General features: G+C 58.2%; 17 protein-coding genes. 11 read left to right on the top strand and 6 right to left on the bottom strand.

Annotated elements, in window-relative coordinates:
• Positions 1 to 456: 456 nt before the first annotated feature.
• The 11 genes from ACW5XC_RS09705 to ACW5XC_RS09655 all read left to right on the top strand — a co-directional run bounded on the left by ACW5XC_RS09705 (position 457) and on the right by ACW5XC_RS09655 (position 9,778).
• On the top strand, positions 457 to 1,227 hold the full coding sequence (locus ACW5XC_RS09705) for an ABC transporter ATP-binding protein (protein WP_005337310.1): 771 nt from the start codon (positions 457 to 459) through the stop codon (positions 1,225 to 1,227).
• 49 nt (positions 1,228 to 1,276) lie between these two features.
• Positions 1,277 to 2,050 (top strand): ABC transporter substrate-binding protein, encoded by a 774-nt coding sequence (locus ACW5XC_RS09700; RefSeq protein ID WP_005337307.1) that lies wholly within the window; start codon positions 1,277 to 1,279, stop codon positions 2,048 to 2,050.
• A gap of 211 nt (positions 2,051 to 2,261) precedes the next feature.
• Positions 2,262 to 3,002, top strand: a complete 741-nt coding sequence (locus tag ACW5XC_RS09695) for an ABC transporter permease (protein WP_042053114.1) — start codon at positions 2,262 to 2,264, stop codon at positions 3,000 to 3,002.
• A gap of 93 nt (positions 3,003 to 3,095) precedes the next feature.
• On the top strand, positions 3,096 to 3,788 hold the full coding sequence (locus ACW5XC_RS09690) for an ABC transporter permease (protein WP_005337302.1): 693 nt from the start codon (positions 3,096 to 3,098) through the stop codon (positions 3,786 to 3,788).
• Positions 3,789 to 3,964: 176 nt separating this feature from the next.
• Positions 3,965 to 4,624: a TIGR01621 family pseudouridine synthase gene (locus ACW5XC_RS09685; RefSeq protein ID WP_042053113.1), complete on the top strand. Its 660-nt coding sequence runs from the start codon at positions 3,965 to 3,967 to the stop codon at positions 4,622 to 4,624.
• The gene (locus ACW5XC_RS09680; RefSeq protein ID WP_408649416.1) at positions 4,624 to 5,319 is read left to right on the top strand and encodes an HAD family hydrolase; all 696 of its coding nucleotides are present in this window, start codon (positions 4,624 to 4,626) and stop codon (positions 5,317 to 5,319) included. The genes ACW5XC_RS09685 and ACW5XC_RS09680 overlap by 1 nt, the downstream gene beginning before the upstream one ends.
• Positions 5,320 to 5,543: 224 nt before the next feature.
• On the top strand, positions 5,544 to 6,680 hold the full coding sequence (gene hppD, locus ACW5XC_RS09675; protein ID WP_042053112.1) for a 4-hydroxyphenylpyruvate dioxygenase: 1,137 nt from the start codon (positions 5,544 to 5,546) through the stop codon (positions 6,678 to 6,680).
• Positions 6,673 to 7,824, top strand: a complete 1,152-nt coding sequence (locus ACW5XC_RS09670; RefSeq protein WP_042053111.1) for a homogentisate 1,2-dioxygenase — start codon at positions 6,673 to 6,675, stop codon at positions 7,822 to 7,824. The genes hppD and ACW5XC_RS09670 overlap by 8 nt, the downstream gene beginning before the upstream one ends.
• Positions 7,825 to 7,834: 10 nt before the next feature.
• Positions 7,835 to 8,830, top strand: coding sequence for a fumarylacetoacetate hydrolase family protein (locus ACW5XC_RS09665; RefSeq protein WP_042053110.1), 996 nt, complete (start codon positions 7,835 to 7,837; stop codon positions 8,828 to 8,830).
• A 139-nt stretch (positions 8,831 to 8,969) separates the two neighbouring features.
• Complete coding sequence (gene maiA / locus ACW5XC_RS09660; RefSeq protein ID WP_042053226.1) at positions 8,970 to 9,608, top strand: maleylacetoacetate isomerase; 639 nt, start codon at positions 8,970 to 8,972, stop codon at positions 9,606 to 9,608.
• 38 nt (positions 9,609 to 9,646) lie between these two features.
• A complete protein-coding gene (locus tag ACW5XC_RS09655) occupies positions 9,647 to 9,778 on the top strand; it encodes a hypothetical protein (RefSeq protein ID WP_265339887.1) in 132 nt (43 codons plus the stop codon).
• A gap of 62 nt (positions 9,779 to 9,840) precedes the next feature.
• Here ACW5XC_RS09655 and ACW5XC_RS09650 read toward each other — a convergent pair whose 3' ends face one another.
• The 6 genes from ACW5XC_RS09650 to ACW5XC_RS09625 form a co-directional block, all read right to left on the bottom strand.
• Positions 9,841 to 10,200, bottom strand: a complete 360-nt coding sequence (locus tag ACW5XC_RS09650) for an OST-HTH/LOTUS domain-containing protein (RefSeq protein ID WP_202904090.1) — start codon at positions 10,198 to 10,200, stop codon at positions 9,841 to 9,843.
• A complete protein-coding gene (locus ACW5XC_RS09645; RefSeq protein ID WP_408649417.1) occupies positions 10,149 to 10,427 on the bottom strand; it encodes an NYN domain-containing protein in 279 nt (92 codons plus the stop codon). The genes ACW5XC_RS09650 and ACW5XC_RS09645 overlap by 52 nt, the downstream gene beginning before the upstream one ends.
• A 462-nt stretch (positions 10,428 to 10,889) precedes the next feature.
• Complete coding sequence (gene asnB / locus ACW5XC_RS09640; protein ID WP_005352808.1) at positions 10,890 to 12,554, bottom strand: asparagine synthase B; 1,665 nt, start codon at positions 12,552 to 12,554, stop codon at positions 10,890 to 10,892.
• A 192-nt stretch (positions 12,555 to 12,746) separates the two neighbouring features.
• Positions 12,747 to 13,115, bottom strand: coding sequence for a cupin domain-containing protein (locus ACW5XC_RS09635; protein ID WP_042053109.1), 369 nt, complete (start codon positions 13,113 to 13,115; stop codon positions 12,747 to 12,749).
• Positions 13,116 to 13,245: 130 nt separating this feature from the next.
• On the bottom strand, positions 13,246 to 14,820 hold the full coding sequence (locus ACW5XC_RS09630) for a cation:proton antiporter family protein (RefSeq protein ID WP_042053108.1): 1,575 nt from the start codon (positions 14,818 to 14,820) through the stop codon (positions 13,246 to 13,248).
• A 54-nt stretch (positions 14,821 to 14,874) separates the two neighbouring features.
• On the bottom strand, positions 14,875 to 15,624 hold the full coding sequence (locus ACW5XC_RS09625; RefSeq protein WP_005337281.1) for an HAD-IIA family hydrolase: 750 nt from the start codon (positions 15,622 to 15,624) through the stop codon (positions 14,875 to 14,877).
• Positions 15,625 to 15,776: the final 152 nt, after the last annotated feature.

The raw sequence follows: 15,776 nt of genomic DNA, 5'->3' as shown, positions 1-15,776 counted from the left end.
TTCATGGCCGAAAACAGCCCTTTTGGGGGCGGATTGTTACTTTTTTGCCACAACCTCTCTGCTTGATAAGGTTCTGTGCGAGCCCGAGTGCACCAATGAAATCAAGTCGATCCGATCGGGGGGCCGATATTTCGCTCGGCAAGGGGGTGCATAAAGCCATTTTGGTGCCGGTTTGGCACACATCACGCTTTTCTCTTGCCACTGATATGATTGGGGTATAAAAAGGCGGTATCGGAATAGCCATTGAAACGGCTGTTTATGCAAACAAAGTGCTGAAAAATACGCAAAGAGCGAATAAAAATAGAGCGAATCCCCTGAAGACCCTCGTTCTGTATTGTTTTTTCACTATCCGGGTGATATTTTCGCTGAAGGTTGCCATCGGTTAACTTTTTGTTAAATGGACGATGGTTGAGTCACGCCCCCTGCGGCGTCTAGGGACAGACAAGGTTGTAATGGATGAGCGACGTTGCCGCACTGGAAGTACGTGATCTGCACAAATATTTTGGCACCCACGAAGTGCTCAAGGGCATCGACATGACCGCCCACAAGGGGGATGTGATCTCCCTTATCGGCTCCTCCGGCTCGGGGAAGTCGACCTTTCTTCGCTGTATCAATCTGCTCGAAACCCCCTCATCCGGCACCGTCTCGCTCCATGGCGAGCTGATCCGGATGAAAACCAGCCGCGCCGGCGAGCGGTTGCCCGAGGATATGCGTCAGGTGGAGCGGATCCGCAGCCGGCTGGCCATGGTGTTTCAAAGTTTCAATCTCTGGTCACACATGACCATCATGCAGAACATCATCGAAGTGCCAATCCAGGTGCTCAAGGTGCCTCGCGCCGAAGCACTGGCCAAGGCAGAGCAACTGCTCAACCGGGTTGGACTCTGGGAGCGGCGTGACTACTATCCCGGCCACCTCTCCGGTGGTCAGCAGCAGCGGGCCGCCATTGCCCGTGCGCTGGCGGTAGAGCCCGAGGTGATGCTGTTTGACGAACCCACCTCGGCGCTGGATCCCGAGCTGGTGGGGGAGGTGCTCGGCCTGATGCGCGAGCTGGCCGAAGAGGGGCGCACCATGCTGGTGGTGACCCACGAGATGTCGTTTGCCCGGGATGTATCGAACAAGGTGATGTTTCTGCATCAGGGGCGGGTGGAAGAGGAGGGCAACCCCAAGGAGATTTTCGCCCATCCCAAATCCGAGCGGTTCAAGCAATTCATCTCCTCCATCTACTGATGGCGGGATGCCTGGTTACCCAATCAACTGTTTTATCAAGGAGAGATACATGAACAAGCTGATGCTGGCGACAGCCGTAGTTACTGCCCTTGCGTCCGGTAGCCTGATGGCCAAGGAGTGGAAAGAGGTCCGGATCGGGGTTGAGGGTGCCTATCCCCCCTTCTCCTGGACCGAGCCCAGTGGCGAGGTGAAAGGTTTTGATATCGACATCGCCAACGCCCTGTGCGAAGAGATGAAAGTGAAGTGTACCCTGGTCAAGCAGGACTGGGACGGCATTATTCCGGCGCTGCTGTCGCGCAAGTTTGACGCCATCATCGCTACCATGGACATCACAGAAGAGCGCAAGAAGAAGGTGGACTTCACCCAGAAGTACCAGCACATTCCGGCCCGCTTTGCCGCCAAGAAGGGCACTGACGTGCAGCTCGACAAAGCCTTTATGGAAGGCAAGTCCGTCGCGGTGCAGCGTGCGACCTCCATGGATACCTTTATTACCGACAACTTCCCCAACGCCACCATCAAGCGTTACGGCACCGCCGATGAAGCCTATCTCGATCTGAAATCCGGTCGTGTGGACTATGTGCTGGCCGACTCTGCCGCCATCACCGACGGTCTGTTGAAGAAAGAGGGCGGTGATGCCTTCGAATTCGTCGGCCCGAAACTGACCGATCCCAAGTGGTTTGGCGAGGGTGCCGGTATTGCGGTGCGCAAGGCCGATAAGGATCTGAAAGAGAAATTCAACGCCGCCATTCTGGCGCTGCGTGCCAACGGCAAGTACAAGGAAATCAACGACAAGTACTTCGAGTTCGACGTTTACGGAGAGTAAAACAAAGAGACGTTTACGGCGAGTAAGTCCAAAGACGTCTACGGCAAGTAACGACAGATTGATCCCGTCAGTAGTCATCGGGCCCGTCACCTCCCTGAGGGAGTTTACGGGCCCGCATTGATTGCAATGGAGCTGCACATATTTCATTCGGACTGCTATGGATCCTTCTGGTTAGCAGGTGCGTGAAGATTCAGTGGCGATGGAGCTGCATATGTTTGATTTGAAAGGATACGAAGCCTCGCTGCTGGAGGGCGCCTGGGTCACCCTGGAAGTGGCGCTGGCCTCCCTGCTGCTGGCGTTGCTGCTGGGGATGCTGGGGGCGCTGGCCAAACTCTCTCCCTACAAGTGGGCCAGGGCCATCGCCACCGGCTACACCACCATTATTCGCGGTATCCCCGATCTGGTGCTGATGATGCTGCTCTTCTTTGGCGGCCAGGTGCTGATCAACGGCATCTGCACCTGGGTCAACGAGGCTTACAACAACTGGTTGCTGGAAAGCAATCCCAATCAGGAGTGGGTCTCCCTGCTGCCGGACTATATCGACATCAGCCCCTTTGTGGCCGGTGTCGCGACCATCGGCTTTATCTTCGGCGCCTACATGACCGAGACCTTTCGCGGCGCCATTCTGGCGGTGGACAAAGGGGAGCTGGAGGCAGCACGGGCCTTTGGCATGCGGGCAACCCAGGTGTTTGTGCGGATCCTCTTCCCCCAGATGATGCGCCACGCTCTGCCCGGGTTTGGCAACAACTGGCTGGTGCTGCTGAAAACCACCGCGCTGGTCTCCATCATCGGCCTTGATGACATGGTGCGCAAAGCCTCGCTGGCGGCGGGCTCGACCCAGCAACCCTTCACCTTCTACATGGCGGTGGCGCTGATCTTCCTGATCTTCACCGCAGTCTCCACCTCGGCGCTCAAGTGGGCCGAGCGTCACTATGCCATCAAGACGAGGTAAGCCATGTCGTACTCAATGCAGTCATCCGTTTACTGTGAGCGTCGCGGTGCCAGTGCCGAGCGTCACTACATCACGATGAAGACGAGGTAAGCCATGGATTTCTCAATCATTCTCAAAGAGTGGCCCACCTATTGGGAGGGGCTCTATACCACCGTCTGGCTGGTGGCCCTCTCTCTGATCCTCGGCCTGATGCTGGCGGTGCCCATGGGCATCCTGCGCAATAGCCGCAACTGGCTGATCAAGGGGCCAATCTGGGCCTATATCTACTTCTTTCGCGGCACCCCGCTGCTGGTGCAGCTCTTTATCATCTACTACGGCGCCGCCCAGTGGGAGTGGCTGAAGAACAGTGCCGCCTGGTCGCTCTTCTCCGAAGCCTGGTTCTGTGCGCTGCTGGCCTTCACCCTCAATACCGCTGCCTATACCGCCGAGATCGTGCGCGGGGCGGTACACAATATGCCGCGCGGCCAGATTGAGGCTGCCAACGCCTTTGGCATGACCCGCTGGCAGACCCTGACCCGGATCATTTTGCCCAACTCGTTTCGTCGGGCACTGCCGGCTTACAGCAACGAGGTGATCTTCATGCTGCAAGGTTCGGCGGTGGCGGGCATCATCACCATCGTCGATCTGACCGGCGCGGCGCGGATCATCAACTCCCGCTACTACAGTCCGTTCGAGGCCTTTTTGACCGCGGGGCTGCTCTATATGCTGCTCACCTTTGTCATCGTCTGGCTGTTCAAGAAGTGGGAAGCGCGCTGGCACGCTCACCTGCGCCCGCGTAATGTGTAAGGTGTGATCTGCCAAGATGAGCGAAAATGGCCCCGCCTGTTGCAGGCGGGGCCATTTTTTATCTTTATCCTCCGCCCGTCCGGTTTGCCAAATGGCGGACGAGCAGGGAGAATGCAGCACTCCCGAGTGCCGCCAGTCGTTGGCTGCATGCCTTATTCCCCAGTTCCCGAGGTTTTATGTACCGGATATTGTTTGAGCATCCCGCTTTCCTGGTTATCGACAAGCAGCCCGGCATCGGCATGCACGACGAGAAGGGCGACGGGGAGGCGGTCAATCCGGGGCTGGTCAATCGCGTGAAGGGCGATACCGGGCTCACTCTCTATCCGGTACACCGGCTCGACAAGATGACCTCTGGGCTGGTGCTGCTGGCCCGCACCACGGAGGCGAACCGTGAGCTGAGCATGGCTTTTGCGGCCCGTGAGGTGACCAAGCAGTATCTGGCGCTCTCCGATCGCAAACCCAAGAAAAAGCAGGGCTGGGTGAAGGGGGATATGCAAAAGGGGCGCGGCGGTAGCTGGATGCTGGCTCGCACGCTGGAAAACCCCGCCATCAGCTGGTTTGATTCGGTGTCGGTGCGCGAGGGGCTGCGGCTCTATCGCATCAAGCCCCAGACCGGCAAAACCCACCAGATCCGGGTTGCCCTCAAAAGTATCGGCGCCCCCATTCTCGGGGATGAGCGCTATGGCGGCACGCCAGCCGATCGCGGCTATCTGCACGCCTGGCGGCTCAGCTTTACCCTGGCGTGCGAGCCGTTCGATTTTGTCTGCCCGCCCGATGTGGGGAGTGAATTTGTCACTCCCGAGCTCACGGCAGCCATCGCAGCCCTTGCGCCCTGATGCTGATGCGCCCAGCGTCTGACGCCATGATCCATTCAGCGAAAGAGCGTGATCCTGACGGACGTGCACCGCGCTGGATCCTGGCCGACTTTGACGACACCCTGGCCCCCGGCGACAGCCACGCCGGTCTGCTGCGCTATATCCTGCGCCGCCGGATCTGGCCGCTGCTGCTGTTGCCAGTGATTGCACTGGGTGGCTTGGTCTATCTTCTTCCCAGCCAGCGGCGGCGCAGTATCTCCCTTATCTGGTGGGCCATCTCGTTGGGACTTTCTCCTTTGGGCTGGCGCAAGCTGGTGCGCGCCTATTGCCGCACCAGGCCGGGGCTGTATCGTCAGGCTCGCGAATTGCTGCAAAGCGAGGGGGCGCGCTGCTGGGTGATCTCCGCCAGCCCCTGCGCGCTGGTGCGAGCCCAGCTCTATCAGCAACTGCCCGGGCAGTTGCCCCACCGGATCATTGGCTCGCAGATGTACTACCGTTTTGGCGGCCTGATGCCGCGCTTCTATTGCCACGGCCAGCATAAGCTGTTGCCGGAGATCTGTGCCCTCGATGCCGAATTGGCCTTGAGCGACAGCCTGCACGATCTGCCACTGCTGGGGTTGGGGAAAGAGGCGTGGCTGATCAATCCAACGCCCACGCGACTGCAAAAAGCCCGGGCCTGCTTGCCCCATCTGATGGTCAAAAACTGGCAACTGTAATGCAAAGCTGACAGCCATGCGGGTCGTTACCGTTTGATCCGCAAGGCTGTGGCTTGAATGTCACAATCCATTTACATCTTTTGCTACCAGCTGCGAAAAACTATCTGCAACCCGCCTCTTCTCTTCCTGCTACGCCCTGCTTCTAATGAAACAAGTTGTTAACACTTGCCGCACCGCGGGGTGCCGCAATCCGTTTTAACCGAATCAAGAGCAAGGAGCGCCCGATGAATGCCACCTCTTCCGCCACCCATACCATCAATCCGTTAGGCACTGACGGTTTCGAGTTTGTCGAGTACACGGCCCCCGATGCCAAAGGGATTGCCGCCCTCAAGAGCCTGTTCGTTTCGCTCGGGTTTGCCGAGGTCGCCAAGCACAAACACAAGCAGTGCTGGCTTTACCGGCAGGGGGATATCAACTTCGTGGTCAATGCCGAGCCCCACTCCCAGGCGGAGCAGTTTGCAAGCCTGCACGGGCCGAGCGTTTGCGGCATGGCATTTCGGGTGAGCGATGCGGGTAAGGCCCAGCAGTTCGCCATCGCCAAGGGGGCCAAGCCCTTTGTCGGCAAGATTGGGCCGATGGAGCTCAATATTCCCGCCATCTACGGTATCGGCGAGAGCACGCTCTCCTTTGTCGACCGCTATGGCGACAAGGGTTCCATCTATGACGTGGATTTTGTCTTCTACCCCGACTGGCAGTCCCGGATGGCAGAGGTAGATGCCGGTCTTATGGAGATCGATCACCTGACCCATAACGTGCATCGCGGCAATATGGATGTCTGGTCCAACTTCTATGAGCGGATCGGCAACTTCCGCGAAATTCGCTACTTCGATATCGAGGGCAAGCTGACCGGACTGCATTCACGCGCCATGACCGCCCCCTGCGGCAAGATCCGCATCCCCATCAACGAGTCGGCGGATGACAAGTCCCAGATCGAGGAGTACCTGCGCCAGTACAAGGGGGAGGGGATCCAGCACATCGCCATGGCCTCCAGCGATATTTACCACACCATCCGCACCCTGCGCAGCCGCGGTACCGGCTTTATGCCGACGCCCGATACCTACTACGAGAAGGTGAACAGTCGGGTCGAGGGGCATCAGGAGGATCTGGCGGCCCTCAAAGAGCTGCGCATCCTCATCGACGGCTCCCCCACCAAGGATGGCATCCTGCTGCAGATCTTCACCGATACCGTGATAGGCCCGGTCTTTTTCGAGATCATCCAGCGCAAGGGCAACGAAGGGTTTGGCGAGGGCAATTTCAAGGCGCTGTTTGAATCGATCGAGCTGGACCAGATCCGCCGTGGCGTGCTGGATGGCGGCGAGGATGAGAAGGGTGCCCGCAAAGAGGGAGCGAGCGATGCGTAACTGGATTAACATCCCCCATCGGGAGGGAACCCACTCCCGGCAGGCCCATGCCGACCTGCCGGAGCAGGCCATCTATGAGCGCGAGTTGGGGCGCAGCGGCTTTTTCGGCCCAGCTACCCACATGCACCACAAGCATGCCCCCACCGACTGGAGCAGTTGGGAGGGGCCACTGCGGCCACGGCTGTTTGACCTCAATGCTCTGCAAGAGGAGGTGAGTTCCCTCTCCCCCTGGGTGGCCCCCGATATTCTCAGCAACCCCCACTGCCGCTACCGCATCTGGCGGCTATCCGAGGTGATGCCGTTTCTGGTGCGCAACGCCGACGGCGACGAGCTGCTCTTTATCCACGAAGGGAGCGGAGAGTTCTTCTGCGATTACGGCCATCTGACTCTGCGGGACGGCGACTATGTGGTGATCCCCCGTGGCACCATGTGGCGCATCGAGCCGACAGCGCCCCTGTTCATCCTGATGATCGAGGCGACCAACGACAGCTACCAGTTGCCGGACAAGGGGCTGGTGGGCAATCACGCCATCTTCGACCCGGCGGCGCTGGATGTACCCGCCATCAACGAGCGCTTTTTGGCCCAGCAGGATGAGAATCCCTGGTCGCTGCAGGTGAAGCGCCACGATCAGGTGTCGGTCATCACCTGGCCCTTCAACCCGCTGGATGCGCAGGGGTGGCACGGCGACTTGTGCGTGGTGCGCCTAAACTGGCGGGATATCCGCCCGCTGATGAGCCACCGCTACCATCTGCCGCCATCGGCTCATTCGACCTTTGTGGCGAGCCGCTTCGTGATTTGCACCTTTGTGCCGCGCCCCATCGAGAGTGACCCCGGCGCCCTCAAGGTGCCCTTCTATCACAGCAATGACGATTACGACGAGGTGCTCTTCTACCATGCAGGGGACTTCTTCAGCCGGGACAACATCGAGCGGGGCATGGTCACCTTCCATCCCGCCGGTTTCACCCACGGCCCCCATCCCAAGGCGTTTGCGGCAGGGCAGGCCTATGCCAAGAAGTTCACCGACGAGGTGGCGGTGATGTTAGATACCCGCGATGCGCTGAACGTCGGCAGTCTGTGCGAAGGGATAGAGAACACCCGGTATGTCTCCAGCTGGCAGCGCCCGGACGTGGCTGCCGGCAAATAAGGAATCGCTTATGAAATTGGCAACATTGAATAATGGCAAGCGCGATGGCGCTTTGGTGGTGGTGAGCCGGGATCTGACCCGGGCGGTGCGGGTGAGCGAGATTGCCCCGACTTTGCAGGCCGTCCTCGACGAGTGGGCCGAGGTTGCCCCCAGGCTGGAGGCTGTCTATCAGCAGCTTAACGAGGGCCGCGTGGCCGAGGCGTTCCCCTTTGACGAAGCGTCTTGCCTCTCTCCGCTGCCGCGCGCCTATCAGTGGGCCGATGGCAGCGCCTACGTCAACCATGTGGAGCTGGTGCGCAAGGCGCGCGGCGCCGAGATGCCGGAAAGCTTCTGGCACGATCCGCTGATGTATCAGGGGGGCTCCGACAGCTTTTTGGCTCCCCGTGGGCCGATTGTGATGGGTTCGGAAGAGTGGGGGATCGATTTCGAGTCGGAAGTCGCCATCATCACCGACGACGTGCCGATGGGGGTGAGTGCGCAGGGGGCCGCCAGCCACGTCAAATTGCTGATGCTGGTCAACGACGTGAGCCTGCGCAACCTCATTCCGGCGGAGCTGGCCAAGGGCTTTGGTTTCTTCCAGTCCAAACCATCGAGCGCCTTCTCGCCGGTGGCCATCACCCCGGATGAGCTGGGGGATGACTGGCGCGATGGCAAGGTGATGCTGCCCCTGCGCACCCATCTGAACGGCGCCCTCTTTGGCGCACCGGATGCCGGGGTGGACATGACCTTCAGCTTCTTCGATCTGATTGCCCATGCCGCCAAGACCCGTCCCCTTGGCGCTGGCTGCATCATCGGCTCGGGCACCGTCTCCAACTACGATCGCAGCGCCGGTTCATCCTGCATCGCCGAGCGCCGCATGCTGGAAATTCTTGATTGTGATCAAGCTATAACCCCCTATTTGCAGTTTGGTGATAGAGTGTCGATCGCGATGGAAGATCGCTCTGGCCAAAACCTGTTTGGCACCATCTCTCAACAGGTGGTGCCAGCGAGCGGTCAGGGAGGTTGATGGCCAGCGCCGGTTGGCGGCAAACCTATTCGGGATATGTCCGGATCACGACGAGCCCTCAACCGGTGCCGGATACACAAGGAGGCAGGTGGTGAGCACCTGCCGGGCTTCGGGCCCAGATAAGATGCAGGGACAGATTATGTTGCAGTTGTTTGGCTATTGGCGTTCGTCGGCAAGTTTTCGGGTGCGGATCGTGTTGCAGCTCAAGGGGCTCGCCTACGAGCAGCATCCCATCAATTTGCGGCAAGGCGAGCAGAGCGAGAAGGCCTATCGCCGGATCAACCCCCAAGGGCTGGTGCCGTTTCTGGTGGATGGCGATGTGCAGATCGGTCAGTCGGTCGCCATCATGGAGTACCTTGACGAGACCTATCCCGCCTATTCTCTGATGCCCTCTTCCCCCGACGCGCGGGCCCGGGTGCGCCAGATCGTCAATATGATCGCCTGTGATATTCACCCGCTCAACAATCTGCGGGTGCTTAACTATCTGGAAGAGCACTTCAGGGCCAACAACGAGCAGGAGGCCCGCTGGTATCGCCACTGGATTGACGAGACTTTCACTGCCCTCGAACAGCTGTTGATGACCACCGCCGGTGTCTACTGCGTCGGCAACGAAGTGACCCTGGCTGACTGCATGCTGGTGCCCCAGGTCTACAACGCCCGCCGCTACGACATGACCCTTGACGATTACCCCACCATCCGCCGCATCGTCACCAACTGCGAACAACTGCAAGCTTTTATCAAGGCCGCCCCCGCAAACCAGCCGGATGCGCAGGGGTAACTATGATTTCTCACGCAAGCCAACGTTAGAAGGAGTTAATGATGGGGATTAAGCCTGGTCCAAAAAGGAAAAATGAAGATGGAACACCGGATAAACGACAAAGGGTCACACCTGAAAAGCAAAAAGATCATCCAGACCTTAAGCCGCATAAACACAAGCCCGGCGATTGAAATGAAGGCAGCTTTATAAGCTGCCTTCATTCTTGGTATCACTTAATTAGCATCGACAAAAATCATATCACTGCTTTGCTCGAAGATATAAAACACTTTAGTGTTGACCCCGGTGCTGGCCGCGCCTCCGTAATAAACAAATCTGTTTTTGCCTTAACAAGATCGGAGAGTTTTTTGAAGCCATAAAGTCTAGAATCGAAGTCAGGTTGTAATTTTGTGAGATAACTACCAAAAATTCCCAGTTGCGCCCAACCAGCATCGTCACTTGACTGTTCTAGCGCAGCTAAAAGAAATTTTGCAGGGAAAATTGGTTTTGTTTCTGATGGTGGGTGATGTTCTATCGGTTTATTTTCGTTTTCAACTTTCTTATCTAATATTGTTTGCTGGGTGACAGCACCTGGGCGAAGGAATTCAGTAAACACAAACTTATGACAGGCATTGCGAAAAGCATCAGGGGTCTTTTTTTTTCACCGAAACCAAGAACAGTAAGCCCCTCTTCACGTAGCCTCATAGCAAGACCAGTGAAATCTGAGTCACTTGTTATAAGACAAAAACCATCGAATTTTCGTGTGTAGAGCAGGTCCATAGCGTCGATTATTAAGGTGCTGTCAGTAGCATTTTTTCCTGTGGTGTATGCGAACTGCTGGATAGGTTTTATAGCATATTACTGCAATACTTTTTTCCAAGATGCACTTGTTGGGGCAGTAAAGTCGCCATATATACCCTTTACCGTAGCCTCCCCAAATCGAGCTATCTCTGCCAACAGTCCCTCAATTACTGCAGCTTGGGCATTGTCGGCATCAATGAGTACAGCTAAGCGGAGAGTAGGCTCTTCTGCTTCAATTTTTGCAACTAGTCGTGGTGATACCAAGGTAACTCTATGCTCTGATATTCTAGCTTGGCACTGTAATGATATTTAATTGACTGGGATCAATCTCAGCCGTATGTATATGGTGGTTAATAACATCTCTACCATATTACTTAGCTAGATGATAATTATCTATCATATCTACGGAAGGGTTATCAAATAATTCTATTCGAGATATATCCGATTAAAAGTAAAAAACCCCTCTCAGGAGGGGCTTTATGCTATCCGAGGTTGTGCCTTGGCTTAGTATCCCTGCTGGTGCACATCCATCACGGCGCGGCCGGACGGGTCGGCCATCTCCTTGAACTTGGCATCCCACTCCAGCGCGGTGGGGGTGGAGCAGGCGACCGACTTGCCGTAGGGCACGGTACGGGCGGCGGCTTCCAGCGGGAAGTGCTCGTCGAAGATGGCTCGGTAGAAGTAGGCTTCCTTGGTGAGCGGGGTGTTGATGGGGAAGCGGAATGCGGCCGCCTCGAACATCTGATCCGTCACCTCTTGTTCTACCATGGCTTTCAGGCTGTCGATCCACGAATAACCCACGCCGTCGGAGAACTGCTCCTTCTGACGCCATGCCACTTCGTGGGGCAGCAGATCCTCGAACGCTTCGCGCAGGATGTGCTTCTCGATCTTGCCCTTGCCGCACATCTTGTCGGCGGGCTGCAGGCGCATCGCCACATCCATGAACTCCTTGTCGAGGAAGGGCACGCGACCTTCCACACCCCAGGCGGCCATCGACTTGTTGGCTCGCAGGCAGTCATAGAGGTGCAAAGAGGCAAGCTTGCGCACGTTCTCTTCGTGGAACTCGCGGGCATTGGGCGCCTTGTGGAAGTAGAGGTAGCCACCGAACAGCTCGTCGGAGCCTTCACCGGAGAGCACCATCTTGATCCCCATCGCCTTGATGTAGCGGGCCATCAGGTACATGGGCGTGGAGGCGCGGATGGTGGTGACGTCATAGGTCTCGAGGTGATAGATGACGTCGCGCAGGGCATCCAGACCCTCCTGCACGGTGAAGTGGATCTGGTGGTGGATGGTGCCCAGATGGTCGGCCACTTTACGGGCGGCGGCGAGATCCGGCGACCCTTCCAGACCGACGGCGAAGGAGTGCAGTTGCGGCCACCAGGCTTCGCTCTTGCCATCGTCCTCGATGCGGCGCGCCGCATAGAGCTTGGTGATGGCGGAGATGACGGAGGAGTCCAGCCCGCCGGAGAGCAGCACGCCATAGGGCACGTCGCACATCAGCTGGCGCTTGACCGCCGCTTCCAGCGCGGCTTTCAGCTCCGCCTTGTCGCTGACGTTGTGCTCGACCGCGGCGTACTCCATCCAGTCGCGCTTGTACCACTGTTTGAGCTCGCCATCCTTGCTCCACAGGTAGTGTCCCGGCGGGAAGGTTTCGACGCTCTTGCAGACCGGTACCAGCGCCTTCATCTCGGAGGCGACATAGAAGTTGCCGTGCTCGTCGCGACCGGTATAGAGGGGGATGATCCCCATGTGGTCGCGACCAATCAGGTAGGCATCCTGTTCGGCGTCATAAAGAATGAAGGCAAAGATGCCGTTGAGATCGTCGAGAAACGCCGGGCCCTTCTCCTTGTAGAGGGCAAGCAGCACTTCACAGTCAGATTTGGTCTGGAACTGGAAGTCGACCTTGAGGGTTTTCTCCAGCTCTTTGTGGTTGTAGATCTCGCCATTGACCGCCAGCACATGGGTGCGCTCGGGGTTGTAGAGTGGCTGGGCGCCATTGCCCGGATCGACGATGGCCAGACGCTCGTGCACCAGGATGGCTTTGTCGGAGCTGTAGACGCCGGACCAGTCAGGCCCGCGGTGACGAAGTCGCTTGGACATCTCCAGCGCCGATTTGCGCAGGGCAACTGCATCGGACTTGATATCCAGAATGCCGAAAATTGAACACATTGGCGGTAATCCTCTTGATTTTTATATGAGCCCCCCACGTTTGGGCTCGAAATTCCATTTACATTCCTCGTCAGACACAATGCCTAGCGGAAAAACCTTTTGCAAGCGGGAAAACCGCAGAAAATCATGCCGTAAGCGTCAAGCAGATCAACAGGATAAGGATTATTGCAACTGGGCAGGGTGCCGTGAACGTCAAGCCGAGGCGGGTTCGAAGATCACATAGACCTTGCGACAGGGGGTGAGGGTCTCCCACTCACCGACAAAGCCGGCGGGAATGACGAATTGATCGCCGGGTTTGAGGGCCAGCTGGCCGCCCTGACTGTCGTGGATCACCACATCCCCCTCCAGCAGCTGGCAATACTCGTGCTCGGTGTAGTGAATGGTCCAGCGGCCTGGCTCGCAGCTCCAGAAGCCCACGTGAAACTGCTGGCTGGGGTCGGAGTAGTGGTTCCACACCGTTTGCGCCGGGTTGCCCGCTTTAATGCGCTCGGGGTCTGGCATCAGCGGGGTAGGGGCCGCCTCGTGGCAATCGAGCAAAATCCAGTCGTTGAGAGTCTTCATGGTGCCTCCTTGGCTGCGGCAGATAGGAACGCGGGGCCATCCTGGCCCTGCGTTTGTTCGTTTTATTAAACGAGGTTGTGCATAACTTAAACGATGTGCATTCCCTTGCCAAGAGCCGCTGGCCGCAGGATCAGAGCGGTTGCAAACGGCGGATCACATGGCGGGCAAAGCCGCTGCCCGCTTCGTTGTAGACGTTGAACACAGCATCCACCCCCTGCTCCTTGAGGGAGGCGATATCATCCTCGAAGCGGACGATGGCGGCTATCTTGCCGGCAAAACCGTGGCTGCGCAGCTTCTCGATGGCGTAGAGATTCCCCGAGTGGTGGGGCATCGCCAGCAGCACCAGATTGACCTGATTGGAGAGCAGTACCTTGTCCCAGAAGTCGGTATCGGTGGCATCCCCCTCGATGACGTTCATCCCCTGGGCGCGCAGGGTGGGCAGCTTCTCGCTGTCGTTCTCCACCCCGAGGATGACGTTGCCGTACTTGTTCTCCAGTTCGAAATAGGCCCCCTGACCGATCCGCCCCATGCCGAGGATGATCACCTCTGCATCGCCAAGCTCGATGGGTCTGTCTTCCGGATGAAGGTTGCTCGCCTGCAACCCCTTGAGCCAGTGACCGATACGGTGGTAGATCCGCTCACTCTGGGCATTGAGCGGGGCGGAGATCATAAAGCTCGCCGCCAGTGCCAGCGAGACTGCCACCAGCCACTCGTGGGAGAGCCAGCCCGCCTTGGCGGCGATGGCCGCGACGATCAGGCCAAACTCCGAGAAGTTGGTGAGCGCCAGGGTGGAGAGCAGCGCGGTGCGCACCCGCAGGTGAGCGCCGCTGTAGACCAGATAGTAGAGGACACTTTTGAGCGGCAGGGCCAGCACCAGCGCTAGTGCCAGCAACATGGTGTCGTGGGTCGGCAGGCCGTTGAGGCCGATGGTGAGAAAAAAGCAGACCAGAAAGAGGTCTTTGAGGTTGAAGAGCGCCTTGGCAAGCCCGGCTGCGGCAGGATGGGAGGCGAGCATCATGCCGATGATGAGGGCTCCGAGATCCGGCTTGAGGCCGACCACTTCAAAACCGGCGGCCCCGACCACCAGCGCCAAAAACACCCCGAACAGCACCTGCAGCTCGCCGTGACCGGCCCGCTCCAAGAGCTTGAACAGCAGCGGGCGCAGCAGCGGCAGTCCCAGCACCCAGAGCGCCCAGATGCTGGGCCACTTGCCGCTGGAAAACGCCAAAAAGGCCACGGCGAACACATCCTGCATCACCAGCACCCCGATGGCGATGCGGGCGTAGAGGGCATTCATGTCGCTGCGATCTTCCAGCACCTTGACTGCGAAGACGGTGCTGGAGAAGGAGAGGGCAAAGCCCAGCAGCAGCGCCAGTTTCCAGTCCAGCGAGAGGGCAAGTTCAAGCCCCAGTCCCTTGCAGACCAGCAGCACCACGGTAAAGAGCAGGGTGGAGAGCAGCAGGTGCAGGCTGGTGGTGCCCCACACATCGCGCCGCATCAGGGTTTTGATATTGAGCTTGAGGCCGATGGTGAACAGCAGCAAGGTGACGCCGAGATCGGCCACCTCGCTCAGGGCAGGGGTATTTTCATATCCCATGCCGTTGAGGATAAAACCGGCGGCCAGAAAGCCGAGCAGGGGGGGCAGGCCAATCAGATTGACTACCATGCCGCAACCAAAAGCCACGGCGATCAGAATGGGTTCCATAACAGATCCTGCAAGGGCAGGAGAGACCTGCCCTGTTTAACGCTTGGGTGGTGATTAGACGATATCGATGTCGACCACGGAGTCGAAAATATGGTTCGGTCTGAACGGCATGCGGTCGATATCGGCGACCTTGCTCACCCCGGAGAGCACCAGCACCGTTTCGAGACCGGCCTGAAAGCCTGCCAGAATGTCGGTGCGCAGGTTGTCGCCGATGATGATGGTGTCGTCGGAGTGGGCCTCCATCCGGTTGAGCGCCGCACGGATGATCCAGGCGCTCGGCTTGCCGACATAGAACGGCTTCTTGCCGGTCATTCGCTCGATGGGGGCGCACAGGGCGCCGCAGGCCGGGTGCATCATGGGGCCGTGGGTATCGGGGTTGGTGGCGATAAAGCGGGCCCCCTGATCGACGAACTTGGCCCCCTGTTGCATCATGGTCCAGTTGTAGTTGCGGGTCTCGCCCACCACCACGAAGTCCGGGTCTATGTCGGTGATGGTGAAACCGGCCTTGTAGAGCTCGTGGGTCAGCGCCCCTTCACCGATCACATAGGCCTTCTTGCCATCCTGACGCTTGAGGAAGTCGGCGGTGCCCATGGCGGAGGTATAGAAGCACTCCTCCGGCACCTCGATCCCGGCGGAGCGGAAGCGGTTTTGCAGATCTTTCTGGGTCTGGGCCGGGTAGTTGGTGAGGAACAAGAGCTTGCTGCCCTGCTCCAGCAGGCGATGGACGAAACGGTCGGCACCGGGGATGAGATCGTTATTGTGCAGGATGACACCGTCGATATCGCAGATGACGTTCTTCTTCATGAAAACTCCTTGTCAGGGCGCAGGCGAGCCGCCAATCGTTAAGATGTTCAATCATTTATGATTTTTGTGACGCCATTATAAGTCTGTTTGATGACAAGTCTCCCCTGTCTCGCCACTTCGGTGCACAATAAAGCTGCCGTCGGGTCAGTCTG

The sequence above is a fragment of the Aeromonas sp. 25-AL00135 genome, assembly GCF_054052385.1.
Note: the sequence above shows the minus strand (reverse complement) of the source record. Positions and strands in the feature narration are given on the sequence as shown.